This window comes from Deinococcus frigens DSM 12807 (assembly GCF_000701425.1).
Taxonomy (GTDB): domain Bacteria; phylum Deinococcota; class Deinococci; order Deinococcales; family Deinococcaceae; genus Deinococcus; species Deinococcus frigens.
Genome location: NZ_JNIW01000003.1, coordinates 14,004 through 31,896, shown reverse-complemented (window position 1 = coordinate 31,896; position 17,893 = coordinate 14,004). Strand labels below are relative to the sequence as shown.

The 17,893-nt window shown below is 67.7% G+C and carries 17 protein-coding genes; 5 read left to right on the top strand and 12 right to left on the bottom strand.

Annotation, left to right across the window (positions count from 1 at the left end):
* Nucleotides 1–72 precede the first annotated feature (72 nt).
* Both Q322_RS22990 and Q322_RS0101730 read left to right on the top strand, forming a co-directional pair.
* Complete coding sequence (locus Q322_RS22990; protein ID WP_156952825.1) at nt 73–222, top strand: hypothetical protein; 150 nt, start codon at nt 73–75, stop codon at nt 220–222.
* 43 nt (nt 223–265) lie between these two features.
* Complete coding sequence (locus Q322_RS0101730; RefSeq protein ID WP_029475327.1) at nt 266–1,039, top strand: SDR family NAD(P)-dependent oxidoreductase; 774 nt, start codon at nt 266–268, stop codon at nt 1,037–1,039.
* A gap of 59 nt (nt 1,040–1,098) precedes the next feature.
* Here Q322_RS0101730 and Q322_RS0101725 read toward each other — a convergent pair whose 3' ends face one another.
* From Q322_RS0101725 to Q322_RS0101715, 3 genes are all read right to left on the bottom strand, one after another.
* Entirely contained in the window at nt 1,099–1,758 is a 660-nt protein-coding gene (locus Q322_RS0101725; RefSeq protein ID WP_029475325.1) for a potassium channel family protein, read from the bottom strand.
* Nucleotides 1,759–1,893: 135 nt separating this feature from the next.
* Nucleotides 1,894–3,270 (bottom strand): TrkH family potassium uptake protein, encoded by a 1,377-nt coding sequence (locus Q322_RS0101720; protein WP_029475323.1) that lies wholly within the window; start codon nt 3,268–3,270, stop codon nt 1,894–1,896.
* A gap of 127 nt (nt 3,271–3,397) precedes the next feature.
* Nucleotides 3,398–4,807, bottom strand: a complete 1,410-nt coding sequence (locus tag Q322_RS0101715) for a TrkH family potassium uptake protein (protein WP_051668024.1) — start codon at nt 4,805–4,807, stop codon at nt 3,398–3,400.
* 218 nt (nt 4,808–5,025) lie between these two features.
* Between Q322_RS0101715 and Q322_RS0101710 the strand changes: the two genes are divergently transcribed.
* Nucleotides 5,026–6,105, top strand: coding sequence for a methyltransferase domain-containing protein (locus Q322_RS0101710; protein WP_029475318.1), 1,080 nt, complete (start codon nt 5,026–5,028; stop codon nt 6,103–6,105).
* Nucleotides 6,106–6,150: 45 nt separating this feature from the next.
* The gene (locus tag Q322_RS0101705; RefSeq protein WP_029475316.1) at nt 6,151–7,152 is read left to right on the top strand and encodes a Gfo/Idh/MocA family protein; all 1,002 of its coding nucleotides are present in this window, start codon (nt 6,151–6,153) and stop codon (nt 7,150–7,152) included.
* On the opposite strand, the gene Q322_RS22985 is transcribed toward Q322_RS0101705, so the two are convergent.
* From Q322_RS22985 to Q322_RS0101660, 9 genes are all read right to left on the bottom strand, one after another.
* Complete coding sequence (locus tag Q322_RS22985) at nt 7,149–7,346, bottom strand: hypothetical protein (protein ID WP_156952824.1); 198 nt, start codon at nt 7,344–7,346, stop codon at nt 7,149–7,151. The two genes, Q322_RS0101705 and Q322_RS22985, sit on opposite strands and share 4 nt — an antisense overlap.
* 304 nt (nt 7,347–7,650) lie before the next feature.
* Complete coding sequence (locus Q322_RS0101695; RefSeq protein WP_084147719.1) at nt 7,651–9,870, bottom strand: DNA internalization-related competence protein ComEC/Rec2; 2,220 nt, start codon at nt 9,868–9,870, stop codon at nt 7,651–7,653.
* A gap of 3 nt (nt 9,871–9,873) precedes the next feature.
* The gene (locus Q322_RS0101690) at nt 9,874–10,263 is read right to left on the bottom strand and encodes a ComEA family DNA-binding protein (RefSeq protein ID WP_342667649.1); all 390 of its coding nucleotides are present in this window, start codon (nt 10,261–10,263) and stop codon (nt 9,874–9,876) included.
* Nucleotides 10,264–10,384: 121 nt separating this feature from the next.
* Entirely contained in the window at nt 10,385–11,977 is a 1,593-nt protein-coding gene (locus Q322_RS0101685; RefSeq protein WP_029475308.1) for a GMC family oxidoreductase, read from the bottom strand.
* Between the two features lie 50 nt (nt 11,978–12,027).
* Nucleotides 12,028–12,639 (bottom strand): HD domain-containing protein, encoded by a 612-nt coding sequence (locus Q322_RS0101680; RefSeq protein ID WP_029475306.1) that lies wholly within the window; start codon nt 12,637–12,639, stop codon nt 12,028–12,030.
* A complete protein-coding gene (locus tag Q322_RS0101675) occupies nt 12,624–13,757 on the bottom strand; it encodes a cysteine desulfurase family protein (RefSeq protein ID WP_029475304.1) in 1,134 nt (377 codons plus the stop codon). The genes Q322_RS0101680 and Q322_RS0101675 overlap by 16 nt, the downstream gene beginning before the upstream one ends.
* A 46-nt stretch (nt 13,758–13,803) precedes the next feature.
* A complete protein-coding gene (locus Q322_RS0101670) occupies nt 13,804–15,579 on the bottom strand; it encodes a PASTA domain-containing protein (RefSeq protein ID WP_029475302.1) in 1,776 nt (591 codons plus the stop codon).
* Between the two features lie 383 nt (nt 15,580–15,962).
* On the bottom strand, nt 15,963–16,259 hold the full coding sequence (locus Q322_RS0101665) for an AzlD domain-containing protein (RefSeq protein ID WP_029475300.1): 297 nt from the start codon (nt 16,257–16,259) through the stop codon (nt 15,963–15,965).
* A complete protein-coding gene (locus Q322_RS0101660) occupies nt 16,256–16,999 on the bottom strand; it encodes an AzlC family ABC transporter permease (RefSeq protein WP_029475298.1) in 744 nt (247 codons plus the stop codon). The genes Q322_RS0101665 and Q322_RS0101660 overlap by 4 nt, the downstream gene beginning before the upstream one ends.
* Before the next feature lie 69 nt (nt 17,000–17,068).
* Here Q322_RS0101660 and Q322_RS0101655 point away from each other — a divergent pair, with 69 nt between their 5' ends.
* Complete coding sequence (locus tag Q322_RS0101655; protein ID WP_245593101.1) at nt 17,069–17,869, top strand: alpha/beta hydrolase; 801 nt, start codon at nt 17,069–17,071, stop codon at nt 17,867–17,869.
* The last annotated feature ends 24 nt before the right edge of the window (nt 17,870–17,893 follow it).

The following is a 17,893-nucleotide window of genomic DNA, read 5'->3' as shown; positions in this document are numbered from 1 at the left end:
CTTGCAGTATTAACCAATAACGACGGTACGGTGCATGTTGAGGACGGTCATCGGGTCGATAACTTCCCCAGCATGGGTGCCTTCGCCACAGCCATCCATGCCCCGCCGTCCACCCAGCCCATGATGGGGATTTTCAATGCCCTTGGTGCGACGGGCTGGCAACGGGTGGGGCTTGACCGCGAACAGAATGGGGGATCGTATATCTTCAGCCTCTCGTACTGATCTTCAGCAGATAGCTTGGAGGCGGGGCGCTAGCATCCAGGCCATGACTTCAACCTCAACCCCTGCCCGCCGCGTGGTGGTCCTCACCGGCGCGTCCAGTGGCATCGGCCTGGCGACGGCGCGCGAACTGGCGGCCCGCGGGCATGCGCTGGTGCTGGCGGCCCGCCGGGAAGATCAGCTCTCGGCGCTGGCCCATCAACTCGATCCCAGCGGCTCGCGCGTCCTGGCTGTTCCCACCGACGTGACCGACGCCGGTTCGCGCCGCGCCTTGATCGACGCGGCCCACGCGCGGTTCGGGCGCATTGACGTGCTGATCAACAACGCCGGGGTCACGGTGGAGCAGGGCTGGTGGTGGGACGATCCCGATCCGTTGCGCGTCGTGCGCGTGAATCTGGAAGCGCCCATCGAACTGGTGCGGCTGGTCCTGCCCGAGATGCGCTCGCGCGGCAGCGGCCACATCGTCAACATCGGCTCGGTGGCGGGGCGGGCGGCCACCAACGGCATGTACAGCGCCAGCAAATTTGGAATACGCGGCTTTTCATTGGGCCTGCGGCGCGAGTTGCTGGGCAGCGGCGTGGACGTCAGCCTGATCGCCCCTGGCTTCGTGAAAAGCGAGATGACCGCCCGCGCCCGCCTGCCCATGCCGGGGCCGGAAGTGGTGGCCCGCGCCGTGGCCAGCGTGCTCGACCGCCCCCGCCGCGAGGTGACCGTGCCGGGGATTTACCGCGCGGTAGCGCTGCTCGATAGCCTGCTGCCGGGTTTGACGGACCGCATTGTGCGGCGGGTGGTCATTGAGCGGCGGTATGGAAGCCGCTGAAAAGTTGTCCCAGACAAGCCCACAGAGAGAGGTTCGATTCGCTGAGTAGGCCAGAGGGGCTACTCTCCCAGATACCGCCGCAGCTCATCAAGATTGTGGCTGGTGCCGATCAACACCAGCTTGTCGTGGGGGCGCAGCTCGTCCTCGGCGCGGGGGGTGACCTCGATCTTGCCCGAGCGGCTGATGGCGATGATCTGCACGCCGAACCGCCCGGTCAGGTTCAGATCGCGCAGGCTGCCCTTGAGGCGCTCGTTGGCCTCGATCTCCACGATGGCGTAGTCGCCGCCCAGGTCCAGCGTGTCCACGATGTTGGGAGTGGCGATCTGGCGGGCCAGCCGCACGCCCATGTCGTGCTCGGGCCGGATCACCAGGTCCGCCCCGATGCGCTCCAGCACGCGCCGGGCCATCTCGTCCACCGCCTTGGTGACTACGTAGGACGCGCCCAGACTCTTGGCGTTCATGGTGGCCAGGATATTGGCCTGGACGTCGGTGCCAATCGCCACCACCACCACGTCGAAATCGCCCACGCCAATCGAGCGCAGCGCCCGCTCGTCGCTGGCGTCCACGATGGCCGCGTGCGTCACCAGATTCATGACCCGTTCCACGTTTTCCTCGTTGTGGTCCACCGCCACCACTTCGTGGCCCATCTCGTAGAGGGTGGTGGCGACGGCGGTGCCGAACCGGCCCAGGCCGATCACGAGGCATTGTTTGGTCTTCATGGGATGGGGTTTCCTTTGATCGGAGGTGGAGGCTTGGCACTTTTTTGAAGAGGTCTAACCGTCTAAAGGTCTGATCGTCAAACCGCAAAGATTTTTAGCTTTAGACGGTTAGACCGTTCGACGGTTAGACAGTCCTTATCCCACCAGAATATCGCGCTCCGGCGGGTACTTGACGTTGCGGTGCTGGGTGCTGCGCAGGCTGAAGGCCACGGCAAAGGTCAGCGGGCCGATGCGTCCCAGGTACATCAGCGCGGTCACGATCAGCAGGCCCGGATCGTTGAGCTGCTGGGTGGTGTTCATGCTCAGGCCCACGGTCGCGGCGGCGCTGACGGTCTCGAACAGCAGGTGAGTGAAGCCCAGCTTGGGATTGGTGGCCAGCAGCAGGAAAAAGGCTCCGGCCACCAGCAACGTGTACAGCGTGGTGATGCTGCCCGCCCGCACCACGTTCTCGCCCTCCACCCGCCGCTGGAACAGGATCAGTTCGCCGCGCCCGCGCACCATGTTCCACGCGCTGCCCACCAGGATGGCAAAGGTGCTGGTCTTGATGCCGCCGCCGGTGGAGCCGCTATTCGCGCCGATGAACATCAGCCCGATGATGGTAAAGATGGTGGCGGTGTTCATCGACTCGACATCCACGGTGGCAAAGCCGCCCGAACGCGGCGTCATGCTCTGAAAGAAGGCGGCCAGGAACTTGCCGGGGGTGGACAGCGCGCCCAGCGTCTTGGTGTTCTGCCACTCCAGGATCAGGATGATCACTGTTCCCAGCGTCAGCAGAATGGCCGTGGTCAGCATGGTCAGGCGGCTGTAGACCAGCAGGCGGTTTTGCCGGGGCCGCAGCAGGTGCGAGACGTAATTCAGTTGCACCAGAAAGCCCAGTCCGCCCAGGATCACCAGCACGCTGATGGTCAGGCTGACCAGCGGGTCCGCCGCATACGGGGCCATGCCGCCCGCCAGCACCACGAAGCCGCCGTTGTTGTAGGCGCTGACCGCGTGGAAGGCGGCCTGATACAGCCCCTCGCCCAGCCCGTACTGCGGCACGAAGCGGAAGGACAGCAGCACCGCGCCGATCAGCTCGGTGACCAGGGTGTAGGTCAGGATGGCCCGCAGCAGCGGCAGCACCCCGCCCACGTTCAGCGCGTTCAGTTGCGCCACCAGGCCCTGGCGCTCGCTGAAATTCAGCCGCCTCCCGGTCAGAAAGGCGAACAGCGTGCCGAAGGTCAGGATGCCCAGCCCGCCGATCTGCACCAGCGCGATAATGATGACCTGCCCCAGCCGCGTGAACGCCTCGCCGGTGTCGGCCACCACCAGCCCGGTGATGCAGATGGCGCTGGTGGCCGTGAACAGCAGCTCTACGCTGTCCAGCGCCGTGGCCCCCGCCCGCTGCACCCCCGGCAGGTGCAGCAGCCCGGTGCCGATCAAGATGCCCGCCGCGTACACCAGCGCCAGCAGTTGCGGCGGCGTCAGGCGGGCGCTCAGGGCGCGGCGGGGCAGTGAAGAGGGGCGACGGGTCACGTGTCGGGGCAGTCTAAGAGTGCGGGGGGCAGGGGGTCAAACGGGCGGGAGAGTGGGATGTCCAGCCGTGCTCCCGCGAGCACCGGGAATGGGCCTCTCTGCTTTTTCAGACGCCGCATGCCTCCCATCACCCGATCAGGATGTCATGCTCTGCCGGATAGCGCACCAGCGTTCTGGAATCCGGGCGGCTAAAGGCCACCGCGAAGGTCAGCGGGCCAATCCGGCCCAGGAACATCAGAAAGATCAGCACGATTTCCTGATCGGGGTTGAGCAGCGGCGTGGCGTTCATGCTCAGGCCGACGGTGGCAAAGGCGCTGATCGTCTCGAAGAAGAGCTGGCTGAACCGCAGGTCCGGGTTGGTGTTGAGCAGCAGCATCAGCAAGAAGCCCAGGTTGACCAGGCCCAGGCTGAGCAGCCCCACGGTCATGGCCCGCAGGATGGTGGTGGTGTCGATGCGCCGCCGGAACAGCGTGGTGTCGTGCCGCCCGCGCACCATACCCCAGGCCGAGGCCATCATCACGTAAAAGGTGGTGGTCTTGATGCCGCCGCCCGTGGAGCCGGGATTGGCCCCGATGAACATCAGCAAAATCGTGATGAACAGAGTGCCGTAGTGCATGGTGCTGTAGTCCAGCGTGTTGAATCCGGCGGTGCGCGGCGTGACGCCCTGAAACCACGCGGCCAGCAATTTGTCGCCCAGCGGCAATGTGCCCAGCGTGGCCGGATTGCTCCACTCCAGCACGGCAAAACTGACGGTGCCGAAGATCAGCAGCGCGGCCATCATGGTCAGCGACAACTTGCTGTTGGCGTTCAGGCGGTTGCGGCGGCGGTCACGCAGGTAGGCCAGCACATTCAGTTGCACCAGAAAACCCATGCCGCCCAGCACGATCAGCAGCGGAATGATCAGGTTGATCAGCGGATTGGTCACGAAGCCGGTCAATCCAGTGGCGTACAGGCTGAAGCCCGCGTTGTTAAAGGCGCTGACTGAATGGAACAGCGAGTAGTACAGCCCGCGTCCCAGCCCCTCCTGCGGCACGAAGACGGTGGACAGCAGCACCGTTCCGGCCAGCTCCACCAGCACCGAACTCAGGACAATCGTGCGGACCAGTTTCACCACGCCGCCCAGCTCCAGGGCGCTGACCTGCTGCGCCACCTGAATGCGGTCCGCAATGCCCACCCGCCGCCGCAGCGCCAGCGCGAACAGCGTGCCCAGCGTGATCAGCCCCAGCCCGCCGATCTGGATCAGCAGCAGCATCACCACCTCGCCGAAGCTGGAAAAGGTGCTGCCGGGGTCCACCACCGCCAGCCCGGTCACGCACACCGCGCTCGTCGCCATGAACAGCGCCTGCACCGGGCGGATGCTCTGGCCCGGCTCCAGGCTGATCGGCAGCAGCAGCAGGCCGGTCCCCACCAGGATCGCCAGCAGAAAGGTCAGCGCGATCAGTTGCGGTGGGCGCAGCCGCGAGAGCCAGGGCTTGCGCCGCAGTCCCGTGGCGCTGGGAGTCGGAAAACGCGGATCGGGGGCGGAAGGCCGGGTCATATATATGCGGCCCGGATTGTACGCCTGCTGCCAGGCGGTGTGTGGCGGTGGGGTGGTGGAGCCGGTCTGGGCGGTCGTGTGGTCAAACCGTCTGACCGGCAAGCCGCCAGAGCAGTGCGCCATCTTCTGGCGGTGAGACGCTGCCCGTCAGCCGCGAATGCCTTCCCCAGATCCTCGGACCTCCATCCCACCCGCACGGGGGGCTATACTGCCCTGCTATGCCTCGCCCCCACCCATCAGACCGATTTCAGCCCGCCGGGAAGAGGAAAAGTCGTCCCAAGACCGATTACCGCGCCCGCCAGCCCGCCCACGAGTACGAGCTGGAGGTGCTGCCGGGGCTGGAACACGTCGCCGCCACCGAACTGGGGGCCGTGCCGCTGGCCCGCGATCTCCGGGGCCTGCGCTTCTGGTTTCCCGGGGATCCCGAACGCCTGACCCGCCTGCGTTCGGCGCTGGCCGTGTACCGCATCCGCGCCTGGGACGTGCCGCGCCCGCGTGGGCTGCTGGGCCACCAGCAACTGGGCGAGCTGACCGATTTTCTGCGTGAGGTTCTGGCGGTGGGCGGTCAGACCTCCTTCCGGCTGGGCGCGGCGGGCAAGGAATCCGGCGTGATGCAGCGCCTGGCCGAGGAACTGGAGAACGCCCTGGAGCTGCCTTACCGCCAGGAAGACGGCCAGTTGTTGATCCGCCTGCGCCCCGAGACGGACGGCCCTGGCTGGGAGGTGCTGGCCCGCACCACGCCCAAGCCGCTGAGCGCGCGGCCCTGGCGGGTGTGCAACATGCACGGCGGCCTGAACGCCACGCTGGCCTACGCCACCCACAAACTGGCCGGGCAGCGCGACGTGGACCGTATCTTCAACCCGATGTGCGGCAGCGGCACCCTGCTGATCGAACGCGACCTGCTGGGGCCGTGCGACGCGCTGGTGGGCGTGGACATTGACGGGACGGCGGTGGACTGCGCCAAGACCAACATCGAGGCTGCCGGACGCGACATCGAGGTGGCGCGCATCGACGCCCTGCACACCGGCCTCTCCGCCCGCTCCTTCGATCTGATCGTGGCGGACCTGCCGTGGGGCGACGCCGTCGGCACCCACGGCGGCAACGCGGCGCTGTACCCGGCCTTTTTGCAGGAGATGCACCGCCTGCTCAGCCGCCAGGGCCGCATGGCCGTCATCACGCACGAAATCCGCCTGTTCGAGGACCTGCTGACTGGTCATACCCAGTGGAACGCCCGCGAGCTGTTGCAGGTGTCCAGCGGCGGCCATCACCCCAAGGTGTATCTGCTGAATCGGCGGTGAGTGGGAAAAGCCCGACCTCTGTCCGCCGCCGTGTCATGCTCAGCCATGACAACAACTGACCGTTCCGGTGCCGGACTCCGCTGGGGCCTGCTGGGTGCGGCGCGCATTGCGCGGGCGCTGATTCCGGCCATCCGGGCCAGCGGGGGAGAGGTGGTGGCGCTGGGCGTGCGCGATCCCGCCTCCGAACGGGCGCGGGCCTTTGCCGGGGAATGGCAGGTTCCGATTGTAGGCGGCTATCAGGAGGTGCTGGACGCCGAGCTGGACGCGGTCTATAACCCGCTGCCCAATGACCTGCACCTGCCCTGGTCCCTGGCCGCCATGCGCGCGGGCAAGCATGTGTTGACCGAGAAGCCGCTGGTGTTGAATGCCGCCGAGGCGCAGACGCTGGCCGACGCGGCGGCGGAAACGGGCCGGGTGCTGCTCGAAGCCTTCGCGTACCGTTTTCACCCCCACATCACGCGGCTGCGCGAGCTGGTGCAGGGCGGTGAGCTGGGCGAGATTCGGGCCGTCAGGGCGGCCTACGGCTTTACGCTGAACAATCCCGAGGACTTCCGCTGGCTGGCCGACAAGGGCGGCGGCGCGCTGTATGACGTGGGCACCTATCCGGTCAATCTGATTCGCCTGCTGCTGGGCGAACCCGCCGCCGCCGTCGCCCGCGCCCGCTGGACGCCAGGAAACGTGGATCTGGGCCTCAGCGGTGTGCTGGAGTATCCGCAGGCGCTGGCAAGTGTGGAGTGCGCCTTCGACTGGGGCGACACGGCCACCGAGCGCCTGACCATCCTGGGAACGCACGGCACGCTGGACATGAACGGCGTGTACAACAGCAACCCGCAGGCCCCCGTGAAGTTCACCATCACCAGTGCCGCCGGAGTCCGCGAGGAGGAATTTCCGCCCTTTAACGCCTACACCGCGATGGTGGAACACTTTCAGCAAGTCGTGCTGGGTGAGAAAGACGCCTGGTATCCCCCCGAAGACAGCGTGAGGCACGCGCGGGTGCTGGACGCCCTGTTTGGCGCAGCGCGGACCGGGGACCGGGTGGAAATTTAATCCTGCTCGGTGGCCGCTCCATACGCGACCACGAAATTGAGATGGCGTATCAGATCGTCGGCGTGATAACCCCAATGCGTGTCAGCCGTGAAGCGCAGCCAGGATAGACTTCCGGCCAGATCAGTCGCGGCAAGCTGGACCGCTTCACTCAGGTCCTTGACAAGGTCAGAGAGGTCATCGAGGTCGTCGCCCATCTCGGAAGTGTCAGCCGTTATTTCGGCAGACAGACTTGTCATGTCATAAAAGCCCAATTCGGGCCACTGTGGCTGGATGACCGTTCTCAGTTCCCTGTATCGGTGCATGACCGTGGGAGAAGCTCCGAAGTCGTCCGGCCAGCAGATCGTCGTTGGAAGCTGGTCAACGGTGTTTCGGAGATGCACAAGTTGATCTCATAACATCACCAGGGTTGCCCCTTCGCGGTTCAGGGTGAGTCTGGTCGTCTGTGTGGCAATAGTCAGGGCAGAGTTGGAAGATGACAGCATTTTTGATGGCTCCTGTTCACGGAATCGGCCACCTGACCGTGCCCATCTGATCGGTCCTCCAGACCTTTACCCCCGCCGTCGCCAGCCGCTCCAGCACGTCCGGGTGCGGGTGGCCGTAATTGTTGCGGCCCACGCTGATGACGGCGTCGCCGGGCGTGGTTTCCTCCAGCAGCTCGGCGTCGGTGCTGAAGCGGCTGCCGTGGTGCGCGACTTTCAGCAGGCTCAGGTGGCCCAGACCCAGGTAGTTCTCGGTGGGGTCCGGCAGGTCTCCCAGAATGGCGGTGCTCCACGCGCCGGACTGCACGCGCACGGCCACGCTGTTCTCGTTGTCCTCGGTGCTCCAGACCTGGCCCACCGGCCACAGCACCGTAACTGTTACCCCGTCCGAGGCCACCTGATCGCCGCGCCGGACCTCGCGCACGGGGACGCCCTCCTCCTTTGCCACAGTCAGCACGGTGGTCAGCACCGGATCATCGGTCTTGCGCTGCCCGATCCATACCTCGCCCACCGGCAGGGCGCGCAGCACGCCGCTGATGCCCTCCATGTGGTCCGTGTCGGCGTGGGTGCCGATGATCACGTCGATTTTCCGCACGCCCAGCGCACGCAGGGCAGGAACGACGGTGCGGCCTCCCACATCGTAATCGGACCCGACTGAACCGCCCGCGTCCACCAGCACGGTCAGGTGGGGCAGGCGGATCAGGGTACAGTCGCCCTGCCCGATGTCCACGAAGACCAGCTCGCGGGCCGGGTGCAGTCGTGCGGGCAACAGCGTGAGCAGCGTGCAGGCCAGCACCACGCCCAGCACCGCCCGGAAACGCACCCGGCCCCACAGCCACAGCACCCCTGCCGCCGCGCATACCGCGTAGGCCACGAATCCGGCGGGCGAGACCTGTCCCCAGGTCAGCACCGGAGCCTGCCCAAAGGTTTCCACGATGCCCAGCAGCAGCGCCGCCAGCGGTCCCACCAGCCAGTTGACCAGAATGGCCGCTGGCCCCAGCAGCCCGGCCAGAAAGCCCAGCGGCACCAGTGCGGTCATGACCACCCCTGCTGCCAGGTTGGCGGGCAGACCCACCAGCGGCATCTGCCCAAAGGTGGCGGCGATCACCGGGAGCGTGCCGAACTCGGCCAGTACAGTGGCCACCAGCGCCAGCCGCAGCCACAGCGGCCAGCGGTCCGGCAACCGCCCGGCGGCCTTCATGGACAGCGTGAGGGCCAGCACCGCCAGAAACGACAACTGAAAGCCGATGTCCAGCAGCCACAGTGGAAACAGCAGCAGGCAGACGGCGGCGGTCAGCGCCATCAGGCCGTAGGGATCGGGCCGCCCGCGTCCCAGGGCCAGCGCCAACAACACCGTAAAGCCCATGATTACCGCGCGGGTAATGCTGGGGGAGACGCCCACCAGCGCCAGATACGGCAGCAGCAGGGTAGCGGGAATGCCGTAACGCAGGAGCGGCGACAACCCGAACCACCCCAGCCCCCAGATCAGCACCACCGTGATCAGCGCGACGTTCTGCCCCGACAGCGCCATCAGGTGTGCCAGGCCAGAGCGGGTAAAGGCGTCGCGGATGCCGTAGCCCGCTGCAAATTCCTCGCGGCCAATGTCGTTGCGGTCCCCCAGCTCGATGGCGGTCATCAGCGCCGCCTCACGCTGTGGGAGGCCCGCCGTCAGTCCCCGCCGGAACCAGCCGCGCAGTCCTGTCTCGGCCTGACTGTCGCGCACTTTGGCGGCCACCAGCACCGCTGTCGGCGTGGTCAGAAAAATGCCGCCCTGGGCGCGCAGCCACGCCGCCTGATTGAAGCCGCCCGGGGTGCGCTGGCCTTCCGGGGCCACCAGCCGCCCGCTGACCACCAGTTTGCCCGGCCTGACGGCGGGTTTAGGGGCCACCGCCAGCCGCGCGCGCGGGGCCTTCAGGGTCAGGAATTGCCCGTCCCACTCGCCGCTCAGCGTGACCTGTGCGCCCAGCCAGGGGGCCAGCGGATCGGCCCGCCCGGTGACCAGCCGCTCAGAGCCGAAGCCCAGGGCCGCGCCCAGCAGCGCCAGCGCGGCCAGGGGCAGGCGGGCGTCACGCAGCGCCAGCACGCTGCCCAGCAGCAGCGTCAGTGCCCCCCACCACACGCCCAGCCCCAGTTGAATGCCGCCCATCACGCCAAACACTGCGGGAACGGACCACGCCAGCCGCCCCGCCGTTCCTTCGGAGGTCAGCGACGTGATGGAAAAGGCCGCTTCCCGTGTCATGTCTTAATAGCTGACCAGAGGGACCAGCACTTTCAGCGTCGCCTCGCCCACACCCTTGATGGCGTCCAGATCGGTCTGTGAGCGGATGGGCCGCGCGGCGATGATCCTGGCTGCCATCGCCGGGCCGATTTTGGGCAGGGCCTCGAGCTGTTCCTGGGTGGCCGTATTCAGATTGACCCGCCCCGAAATCAGCGGCTGGATGCTGGCAGTGGTGGGATATGTCGGCGGCTCGGCGCTGGCACCCGGGAGGGCCGGCGCGCCCGGAGCGGCCAGCGCCACGCGCGTTACCGTCGGCACCTGCGGACGGGGCAGCACCACCGGTCCCAGCGCCAGCGCGCCCACCAGCAGTACGCCCGCGCCCAGGCCCAGGGTCCAGCCGCGCCCATTGCTCACCACACGTTCATTGTAGGGGAGACGGGCACGGAGGGTCGGGGGATCATTCACGAGCGGGGGCGTCAAACTGTCATCCTGAATGAAGGCGGAAGGTCCACATCTGTAACTTCGCCTGGCAGCACTACAGCCCCCGCGCCGCAAATTCCGCCGCCCGCGCGCCGATCATCATGGCGGTGGCGTTGGTGTTGGCGTGGATGATGCGCGGCATCACGCTGGCGTCGGCCACCCACAACCCCTGCGTGCCCTGCACCGCCAGCTTGCGGTCCACCACGGAGTCATCCCCGTCGCCCAGCGCCGCCGTGCCCACAGGGTGATACAGCGTCGCAGATTCGGCCCGGATGTGGGCGGCGATGGCCGCGTCGCTGCGAATCCCGCCGCCGGGCAGCGCCTCGGCCTGACGGTGGGCCAGCAGCGGCGGGGTGTCGGCGATCTCGCGGGCCAGCCGGACCCCGGCGACCAGGCTTTGCAGGTCGCGGTCGTCGCTCAGATACTGCGGATCGATCAGCGGCGCGTCTCCCACATTGCCAGAGGCCAGCGTGACACGCCCCCGGCTGTGCGGGCCTACCAGGACCGGACCCACCGAGAAGTGATGACCCGGCTCCCGGGTGAAGCCGTGGTCCCGGAAATAGGCCGGTCCGAAGTGGTATTGCAGGTCCGGATGGTCCGTCTGCCGGTTCAGACCGGGGCGCGCGTGGGCAAAGGCTGCGGCCTCGGCGATGTTGCTGGACAGCGGGCCGCTGCGGTTTCGCAGGTAGTGGGCCAGCGCCAGGGCCTCGGGCATGGCCTCCAGCGACGGCGTGTGAGAGCGGAAGATGACGGGGGCGGCCAGATGGTCCTGCAAACCCTCGCCCACGCCGGGCAGGTGCTGGCGCACCGTCAGGCTGTGCCTGTCCAGTTCGGCGCGCGGCCCGATGCCCGAGAGCATCAGCAACTGCGGGGTCTGCACCGCGCCCGCCGCCAGGACCACGCCGCCTGCCGGGGCGTCCAGCGTGCGCCCCTGCCAGCGAAAGCGCACGCCCACCGCCCGTGGTGTTGTGGCAGCCGGGCCGTCCCACAGCAGTTCCAGCATCTGCGCGCCGGTCAGTACCGTCAGGCTGGGATGCTTCAGGACCGGTTTCAGAAAGGCCCGGAAGGCGCTGTAGCGCTCGCCGCGCAGGTGGTTGCTTTCCAGCAGGCCCGCGCCCTCCAGCGTGCCGTCGTTGAAGCTGGTGGCCTCCGGGATGTGCAGCGCGCCAGCCGCCGCCGTCACGAACGCCTCGCTCAGGCCGTGCGAGGCCGCCCGTGCGCCGACGGGCAACTCGCCCCCCGTGCCGCGCGTTGCCGATGCGCCGCCCCGGAAGTTCTCCAGCGCCCGGAAGGTGGGCAGTACGTCCCCCCAGGTCCAGCCCTCGCCCCAGCCGTCGTAATCGCGCCTGGAGCCACGAATGTAGATGCTGGCGTTGATGGCGCTGGAGCCGCCCAGCACCTTGCCGCGCGGCCAGTAGAAGCGCCGTCCGTCGGCGCGGGCCTGCGGCACGGTCTGAAAATTCCAGTCCACCGCCGTGCGGAACAGGCGCGGAAACCCTGCCGGGGCGCGGATCAACGGATGGGTATCGTGGCCTCCGGCCTCCAGCAGCAGCACCCGCAGTCCCGCGTCCAGCAACCGCCGCGCCGCCACGCAGCCGCCCGATCCGGCCCCGACGATGATCACATCTGCCCTAGTTTTTGCTGTCATTTAGACTGAGTATAGAGAACCGAGTACGAGGAGCTGTATCGGTCCCCAAGCTAGGCCAGCAGCCGTTCAACCAATCCCGGCAGCAGCCGGTAAACGTTGCCGCCGCATTCGCGGTCAAACTCGGCTTTCAGGGCCAGCTTCGCGCGCCATTTGTCGGGGGTGCGGGCATTGAAGGTGTAACGCAGGGCAATGTCCATCAGCCGCTCCTCGACGGTGCAAAAACCGTCTGCCAGTCCCAGCATGTCGCACAGTTGGATCAGGCGGTCCTCGTCGGTCTGCTGGGCGCTGTTCACCAGACCCTCCAGGCGCTGCCATTCCTGCGGTGTACCGTCCCAATCGCCCTGCAAGGTGTCCATGTCGAGAATCACAAAGGCGTGCGTCAGGGCGATGCGGGCGTCGGTGTGGTCCAGGGCCGTCAAAAAATCGTATCCGTCCAGCAGGTGGCGGTCGCGGTTTGGCCCCGTTCGCCGCCCGATGTCGTGCAGCAGCCCCAGCGTGTAGGCCCGCGCGGGATCGAGGTGGGGGTGAGCTGCGGCGATGTGCCGTGCGGCCAGGGCGACGTGGCGCGAATGATCTACCCATGCGCCGGGGTTCAGGGTGGCGGCGTCCAGCAGCAGCCCCTCGGCGGTCTGAGGGTCCGGCACTTTCAGGGGCGGCTCCATTCAGCCGCCTGTCGGAGGGCCTGGGCAGCTCCATCGATCTCCGCCTCGGTGGTGGCCCGCCCGAAGCTGAAGCGCAGGCTGGCGCGGGCGTCCGCCTCGCTCAGGCCGGTGGCCGTCAGCACGTGGCTGGGCTGCATGGTTCCCGCGCTGCACGCGCTTCCGGCGCTGGCGGCCACCCCCAGCAGATCCAGATTCATCAGCAGCGCCTCGCCGTCCGCCCCCGGCAGCGTCACCGAGGCCACCTTGGGGCTGGCGTCCGGCGGGTGGTTGATTCGCAGACCCGGAATATCAGAGACGGCGGCCACAAAGCGTTCGCGCAGTTGAGAGAGCCAGGCGAACGTCTCGCCGCGCTCGGCCTCCGCCGCGCTCAGGGCCACGCCTGCGGCGTAAACCCCTGCCGTGTCCTGGGTGCCGGGGCGGGTGCCGCCCTCCTGCCCGCCGCCGAAGGTCACGGGGGGCAGTTCCGCGCCGCGCCGCACGTACACGAAGCCCACTCCGCGCGGGCCGCCCCACTTGTGGGCACTGAAGGTGGCGTAGGTCACGCCCCACTGGAGCAGATTCACGGGCAGTATGCCGGGGGCCTGCACCGCGTCGCTGTGGTAGGGCACGCCCCGCGCGGCGGCAACGGCGGCCAGCGCGGGCGTGTCCTGCACGGTGCCCAGCTCGTTGTTGGCGTGATGGATGGACACCAGCGCGGTGTCCGGGCGCAGGGCGGCCTCCAGCTCCTGCGGCCAGTAGCGTCCGAATGGATCAGGTCTTAGCCACGTTACCTCCCAGCCACGCGCCTCCAGCCAGCGGGCCGGGGCCAGCACGGCGGAGTGTTCGGTGGGCGTGGTGATCAGGTGGCCGGGCCTGCCGCGCCCCTCCTGCCAGGCCCGCGCCACGCCCAGCAGCACGGCGTTGTCGCCCTCGGTGCCCCCGCTGCCCGCGATCAGGGTACGGGCGTCCACGCCAAAGGCGGCGGCGACCCGGGCGCGGCCCTCTTCGAGCACCTCGCGCGCCGCCTGCCCCGCCGCGTGGATGCTGGCAGGGTTGCCGGGCAGCGCCGCCGCCCGCGCGTAGGCCGCCAGCGCCCCGGCAGTCATGGGATGGGTAGCGGCATAGTCCAGATAAATCATATGGCCAGGTAAATCATAGGGCCAGATAAATCATGCTGGCCGCGCGTCAATTGGGGTCGACGGTATCGTAGTCCGCGCCGTCGCGCCGCACGATGAAGACCGCTTCCCCGGTGACCTGAAGCGGCTGCGAGCTGTTGGCGTTGCGCCCGGCCAGTTGCGAGGCGTCGGTGGGTTGCAGGATCTGGCGTTCGCCGCTGGCGTCGCTGACCACCACATTATAAGTGCCTGCCGGAAGATCGGCGGGGAAGGTGTACTGAAAGCTGACGGTGCGGGAGGGCGGCGCGGTGGTGTCTGGGGCGGCTGCTGAATTGGTGTCCGGTGAAGTGGTGTCCGGCGCGGTGCCGGGCGGCGTGGCCGGAACCTCGTCCGGTGTGGGGACGCGTGTGGGGACGGTGGTGTCCGGCGGCTCCTGCGGGGCTGGAATCTGCTCCTGTGGCAGGGGCAGCGGCAGGGGCGAGGGATCCTGCGGCAGCGGCAGCGGCCCGCTGGGCACCTCGGGTTCGGGAGGCGGTGTGGGCACCGGGGGCGGCGGCGGCAGGGGCAGGCTGCCCGCCTCGCGGCTGGGGGCGCTGTAGCGGGCCACTGCCACGCTCAGGGTTACCGGACTGCCGACATCGACCTGCACGAACTGGGCGGGGGTCTGTTCCAGCACGCTGCCGGGGGGCTTATCGCTGGGCTGCTCGCTGACCCTGGTGATCACCAGCCCGGCGGCGCGGGCGTAATCGCGTGCCTGCTCGACTGTCAGGCCGGTCAGATTGGGCAGAAATGTCACCTTGCCGCTGATGCCGGTGCTGACCATCACCTGAATGGGCTGGCCGCGCTGGGCGGGCGAACCGGCTTCGGGCAACTGCGAGACGATGCGGCCTTCCGGGGTGTTGGTCAGGGTGCCGTCCACCTTCAGCACCTTGCCCAGCACCATCGAGCGGTCCTTGAGGATATTCTTTGCCTGCTCCAGGTTCTGTTCCTCCAGCTTGGGAACCTCGATGGACGGCGGGTTGTTGACCGTCAGCGTGACCAGACGGCCTATCGGCAGGTTGGTGCCCGCTGCCGGGTCCTGCCGGATAATCGTGCCGACGCCCTGGTTGCCCACCTGTCCCTCGGTGTAGGCCACCCGGAAGCCCGCCTCGGTCAGTTTTCTGGCGGCGGCCCGCGCCTCCTGACCGCCCACGCCCGCCACCTCGCGCACCGGAGGATTCAGGTAGATCTGCGCGGCCTGCGCGCCCAGATACCCCGCGCCGCCCAGAAACAGCAACCCCGGAATGAAGGCCAGCCACGCGCCGGGCTGCCGTTTGCGCCTGACCTTGCCGTCCTTGAGGGCCGACAGTACCGCCACGTTGCGCGCGGCGATGTCCTCGGGAGTGCGCGGCAGTTGCAGGGCGCGCAGGTAGGCCACGCGCGGCTCGTCGCCCTCTATCACAATGTCGGCGTCCATGAGGGCGTAACCGTGTTCGGCCAGCCGGGCGGCCAGGGTGCGGATGTTGTCCAACGTCTCCTGGCGCTTCTTGGGCTGCGCCAGCATGCCCTCCAGCGGGATGCCGCCCACGGTTTGCCACACCGCGTAATACGCGCCGGGCCGCGCCACGATATCGGTCAGGCCCGCCGGATTCAGGGCGCGCAGCACCGAGCGGTACGCGTGGAACGCCTGCCGGTCCGCCGGGGTGGAAATCTCGAACCACGCCACCTGCCGGGTCACGCCCTCGGCGGCCCGCACCTCGGACAGCGTCACGTTGCCGTGGTGAGACAGCTCCCGCAGCACGCCGTACTTGCCGTCGATGGTGGTCATTCTGGTGGTCGCCCCCACCTCGCTTGCCTGCCCCGTCATTCGTTGCCCAGCATAGCGCGGGCCGCGTGTGGGATGTGGGGTGTGGCGCGTGTGGTGAGAGAGAAGGAATGTCTAGGGCAACTGCCCGAATGACAGCATCAGAAAAGAGGACAACTGAAAGCCTCCATGCTCCCCAAGGCTCAGTCAAATCTGCTCCCTGTCCTGGGCAGAACAGACGGTCGTCATGGTCAGACACCCATGAGGCCGCTCCTCCTCGCGAGGTGGACGCTTGCCCGCCCGGTCGGTCAACAGTGGATAGCTCTTTTGACCAGTGCCCGAAAAGGCGAACAGTCAAACCGTTTCACCGCAAAAGACAAAAGCCCGCTCCTGCTCCGGCAGTCTGACCTCCAGACCTTTCAGCGGTCAGACCATTCCCCAGCTCCCTATCCCCCCAGCGTCCGCACCACCCAGTAGGCCGCAAAGCCGCCCAGAATGCCCAGTGCCAGGTTTCCACTTCGCCACACGGTCAGGCCGCCCACCACGCTGGCAAGCAGGCGGCGCAGCCATTCCGGGCTGCCCAGCACCTCGGGAACAATGAGAGCGGCGATCACGCTGACCGGCACGAAGTTCAGGAAGGCCAGCCAGAACGGCGGCAACTTGACCCGGCCCAGATTCAGGCCCAGCCAGCGGGCCGGATAGGTCACGGCCCACATCAGCACGATCACGGCGGCGATGGTCATGCGCCCGCCTCCCGAACGGCGGTCTTCTTGCTCGTCAGCCACGCGCCAAGCAACGCGCCGCCGATGCCCGCCAGCAGGATCACCAGGCCGCCGGGCAACAGGCGCGACAGGCCCCACGCGCCCAGCCCCGACAGCAGCGCCACCAGCATGGTCATGCGGCCCCGCAGCATCGGCACCAGCAGGCCCAGGAAGGCCAGCGGAAAGATCACGCCCACGCCCAGCGCTTCCGGCGAGGGCAGCACCGCGCCGCCCACCGCGCCCAGCAGCGTGGAGGCGTTCCAGACCGTGTACAGGCTGAGTTCTGCGCCCAGCACGTAGCCGAAGCTGGGGCCGCCCGGCTCCTGCGTCCCCCTGACCGTGACCATGCCATATGACTCGTCGGTTAGGAATTGCGCGGCGATCAGGCGTTGCGGGTGACTCAGGGCCACCTGCCGCGACAGGCTCAGGCCGTACAGCAGGTGCCGGGCATTGAGCAAGAAGGTGGTGGCCACGATGCCCAGCGCCGAGGCCCCGCCCGCCGCGCCGTACCCCGCGAACAGGCCCGCCGCCGCGAACTGCGAGGCTCCCGCGAAGACGGTCAGGCTCATCATCTGGGTTTCCCATACGCTCAGGCCCGAGGCCCGCGCCGTGACCGCGTAGGCCACCGCGAACGGCAGCATCCCCAGCCACAGCGGACCCATGATCCGGAAGCCGCGCCAGAATGCGTGCCAGAAAGGTGGAGCTTGAGGAGATGCGGGCATGACCGAGAGCTTAGCGGCTGGCCATCCGGTCAGGAGCGGGGATCAGGATCACCCTCTATCCTGCCTTCCATGACCCGCCTGACCTCGCGCAACCGCACCCGACTTGCCCTGCCGCCACGTGTGCGCTTCTGGCTGGGCCTGATCCTGGCGCTGGTCCTGGGGTATCTGATCGCACTGGCCCAGGGTTTTATTGCGCGGCCTCCGCTGGTGGTGGGACAGGACGCGGTGCCGCCAGCGGGACAAGCGGTGGGCGTGACATCTACGCTGGAGAACGAGGGCGGCGCGTTCATCGACATCAAGCCCGGCGGAGAGGCGAAGACGCTGCTCGTTTACTATCCCGGCGGTCTCGTTCGCCCGCAGGCCTACGAGTGGCTGGGCCGCGCTCTGGCCGCAGACGGCGTGCAGACCGTCATCCCCGTCTTTCACCTGGATCTGGCCGTGACGGGCATCAACCGCGCCGACGCGCTGATCAAGAAATTTGGCCTGGGCAAATCGGTGATTATCGCGGGCCATTCGCTGGGTGGGGCGATGGCGGCGCAGTACGCCCGGGGCCACACCGATCAATTGAACGGCATGATCCTCATGGGTGCGTACCCGGCAGGCAACGTCAGCCTGAGGGACACCACCCTGCCCGTGCTGTCGCTGCTGGCCCAGCAGGACAAGGTGGCCAATCCTGCCGATGTGCGGGGCGGTCTGAACCGCCTGCCCGCCAGCGCCCAGTTGACCGTGATTCCCGGCGCGGTTCACAGCTTTTTCGGGCGCTACGGGCCTCAGAAGGGCGACGGCCTGCCCACCGTGACCCATGCGGCGGCGGAAGACGAGATCCTGAAGGTGGTCAGGGCATTTCTGAATGGAATTCTCACGCCATGAGGAACAGAGCGGAGCGTTTTTAGC

Bases quoted from the DNA above. Each gene is read 5' to 3' on its own strand.
- Q322_RS0101725 (WP_029475325.1), bottom strand. From the start codon at position 1,758: ATGAAGACCAAACAATGCCTCGTGATCGGCCTGGGCCGGTTCGGCACC.
- Q322_RS0101715 (WP_051668024.1), bottom strand. From the start codon at position 4,807: ATGACCCGGCCTTCCGCCCCCGATCCGCGTTTTCCGACTCCCAGCGCC.
- Q322_RS0101655 (WP_245593101.1), top strand. From the start codon at position 17,069: ATGACCCGCCTGACCTCGCGCAACCGCACCCGACTTGCCCTGCCGCCA.
- Q322_RS0101660 (WP_029475298.1), bottom strand. From the start codon at position 16,999: ATGCCCGCATCTCCTCAAGCTCCACCTTTCTGGCACGCATTCTGGCGC.
- Q322_RS0101695 (WP_084147719.1), bottom strand. From the start codon at position 9,870: ATGACACGGGAAGCGGCCTTTTCCATCACGTCGCTGACCTCCGAAGGA.
- Q322_RS22985 (WP_156952824.1), bottom strand. From the start codon at position 7,346: ATGGGCGACGACCTCGATGACCTCTCTGACCTTGTCAAGGACCTGAGT.
- Q322_RS0101675 (WP_029475304.1), bottom strand. From the start codon at position 13,757: ATGATTTATCTGGACTATGCCGCTACCCATCCCATGACTGCCGGGGCG.
- Q322_RS0101665 (WP_029475300.1), bottom strand. From the start codon at position 16,259: ATGACCATCGCCGCCGTGATCGTGCTGATGTGGGCCGTGACCTATCCG.
- Q322_RS22990 (WP_156952825.1), top strand. From the start codon at position 73: ATGGGTGCCTTCGCCACAGCCATCCATGCCCCGCCGTCCACCCAGCCC.
- Q322_RS0101730 (WP_029475327.1), top strand. From the start codon at position 266: ATGACTTCAACCTCAACCCCTGCCCGCCGCGTGGTGGTCCTCACCGGC.
- Q322_RS0101670 (WP_029475302.1), bottom strand. From the start codon at position 15,579: ATGACGGGGCAGGCAAGCGAGGTGGGGGCGACCACCAGAATGACCACC.
- Q322_RS0101685 (WP_029475308.1), bottom strand. From the start codon at position 11,977: ATGACAGCAAAAACTAGGGCAGATGTGATCATCGTCGGGGCCGGATCG.
- Q322_RS0101705 (WP_029475316.1), top strand. From the start codon at position 6,151: ATGACAACAACTGACCGTTCCGGTGCCGGACTCCGCTGGGGCCTGCTG.
- Q322_RS0101680 (WP_029475306.1), bottom strand. From the start codon at position 12,639: ATGGAGCCGCCCCTGAAAGTGCCGGACCCTCAGACCGCCGAGGGGCTG.
- Q322_RS0101710 (WP_029475318.1), top strand. From the start codon at position 5,026: ATGCCTCGCCCCCACCCATCAGACCGATTTCAGCCCGCCGGGAAGAGG.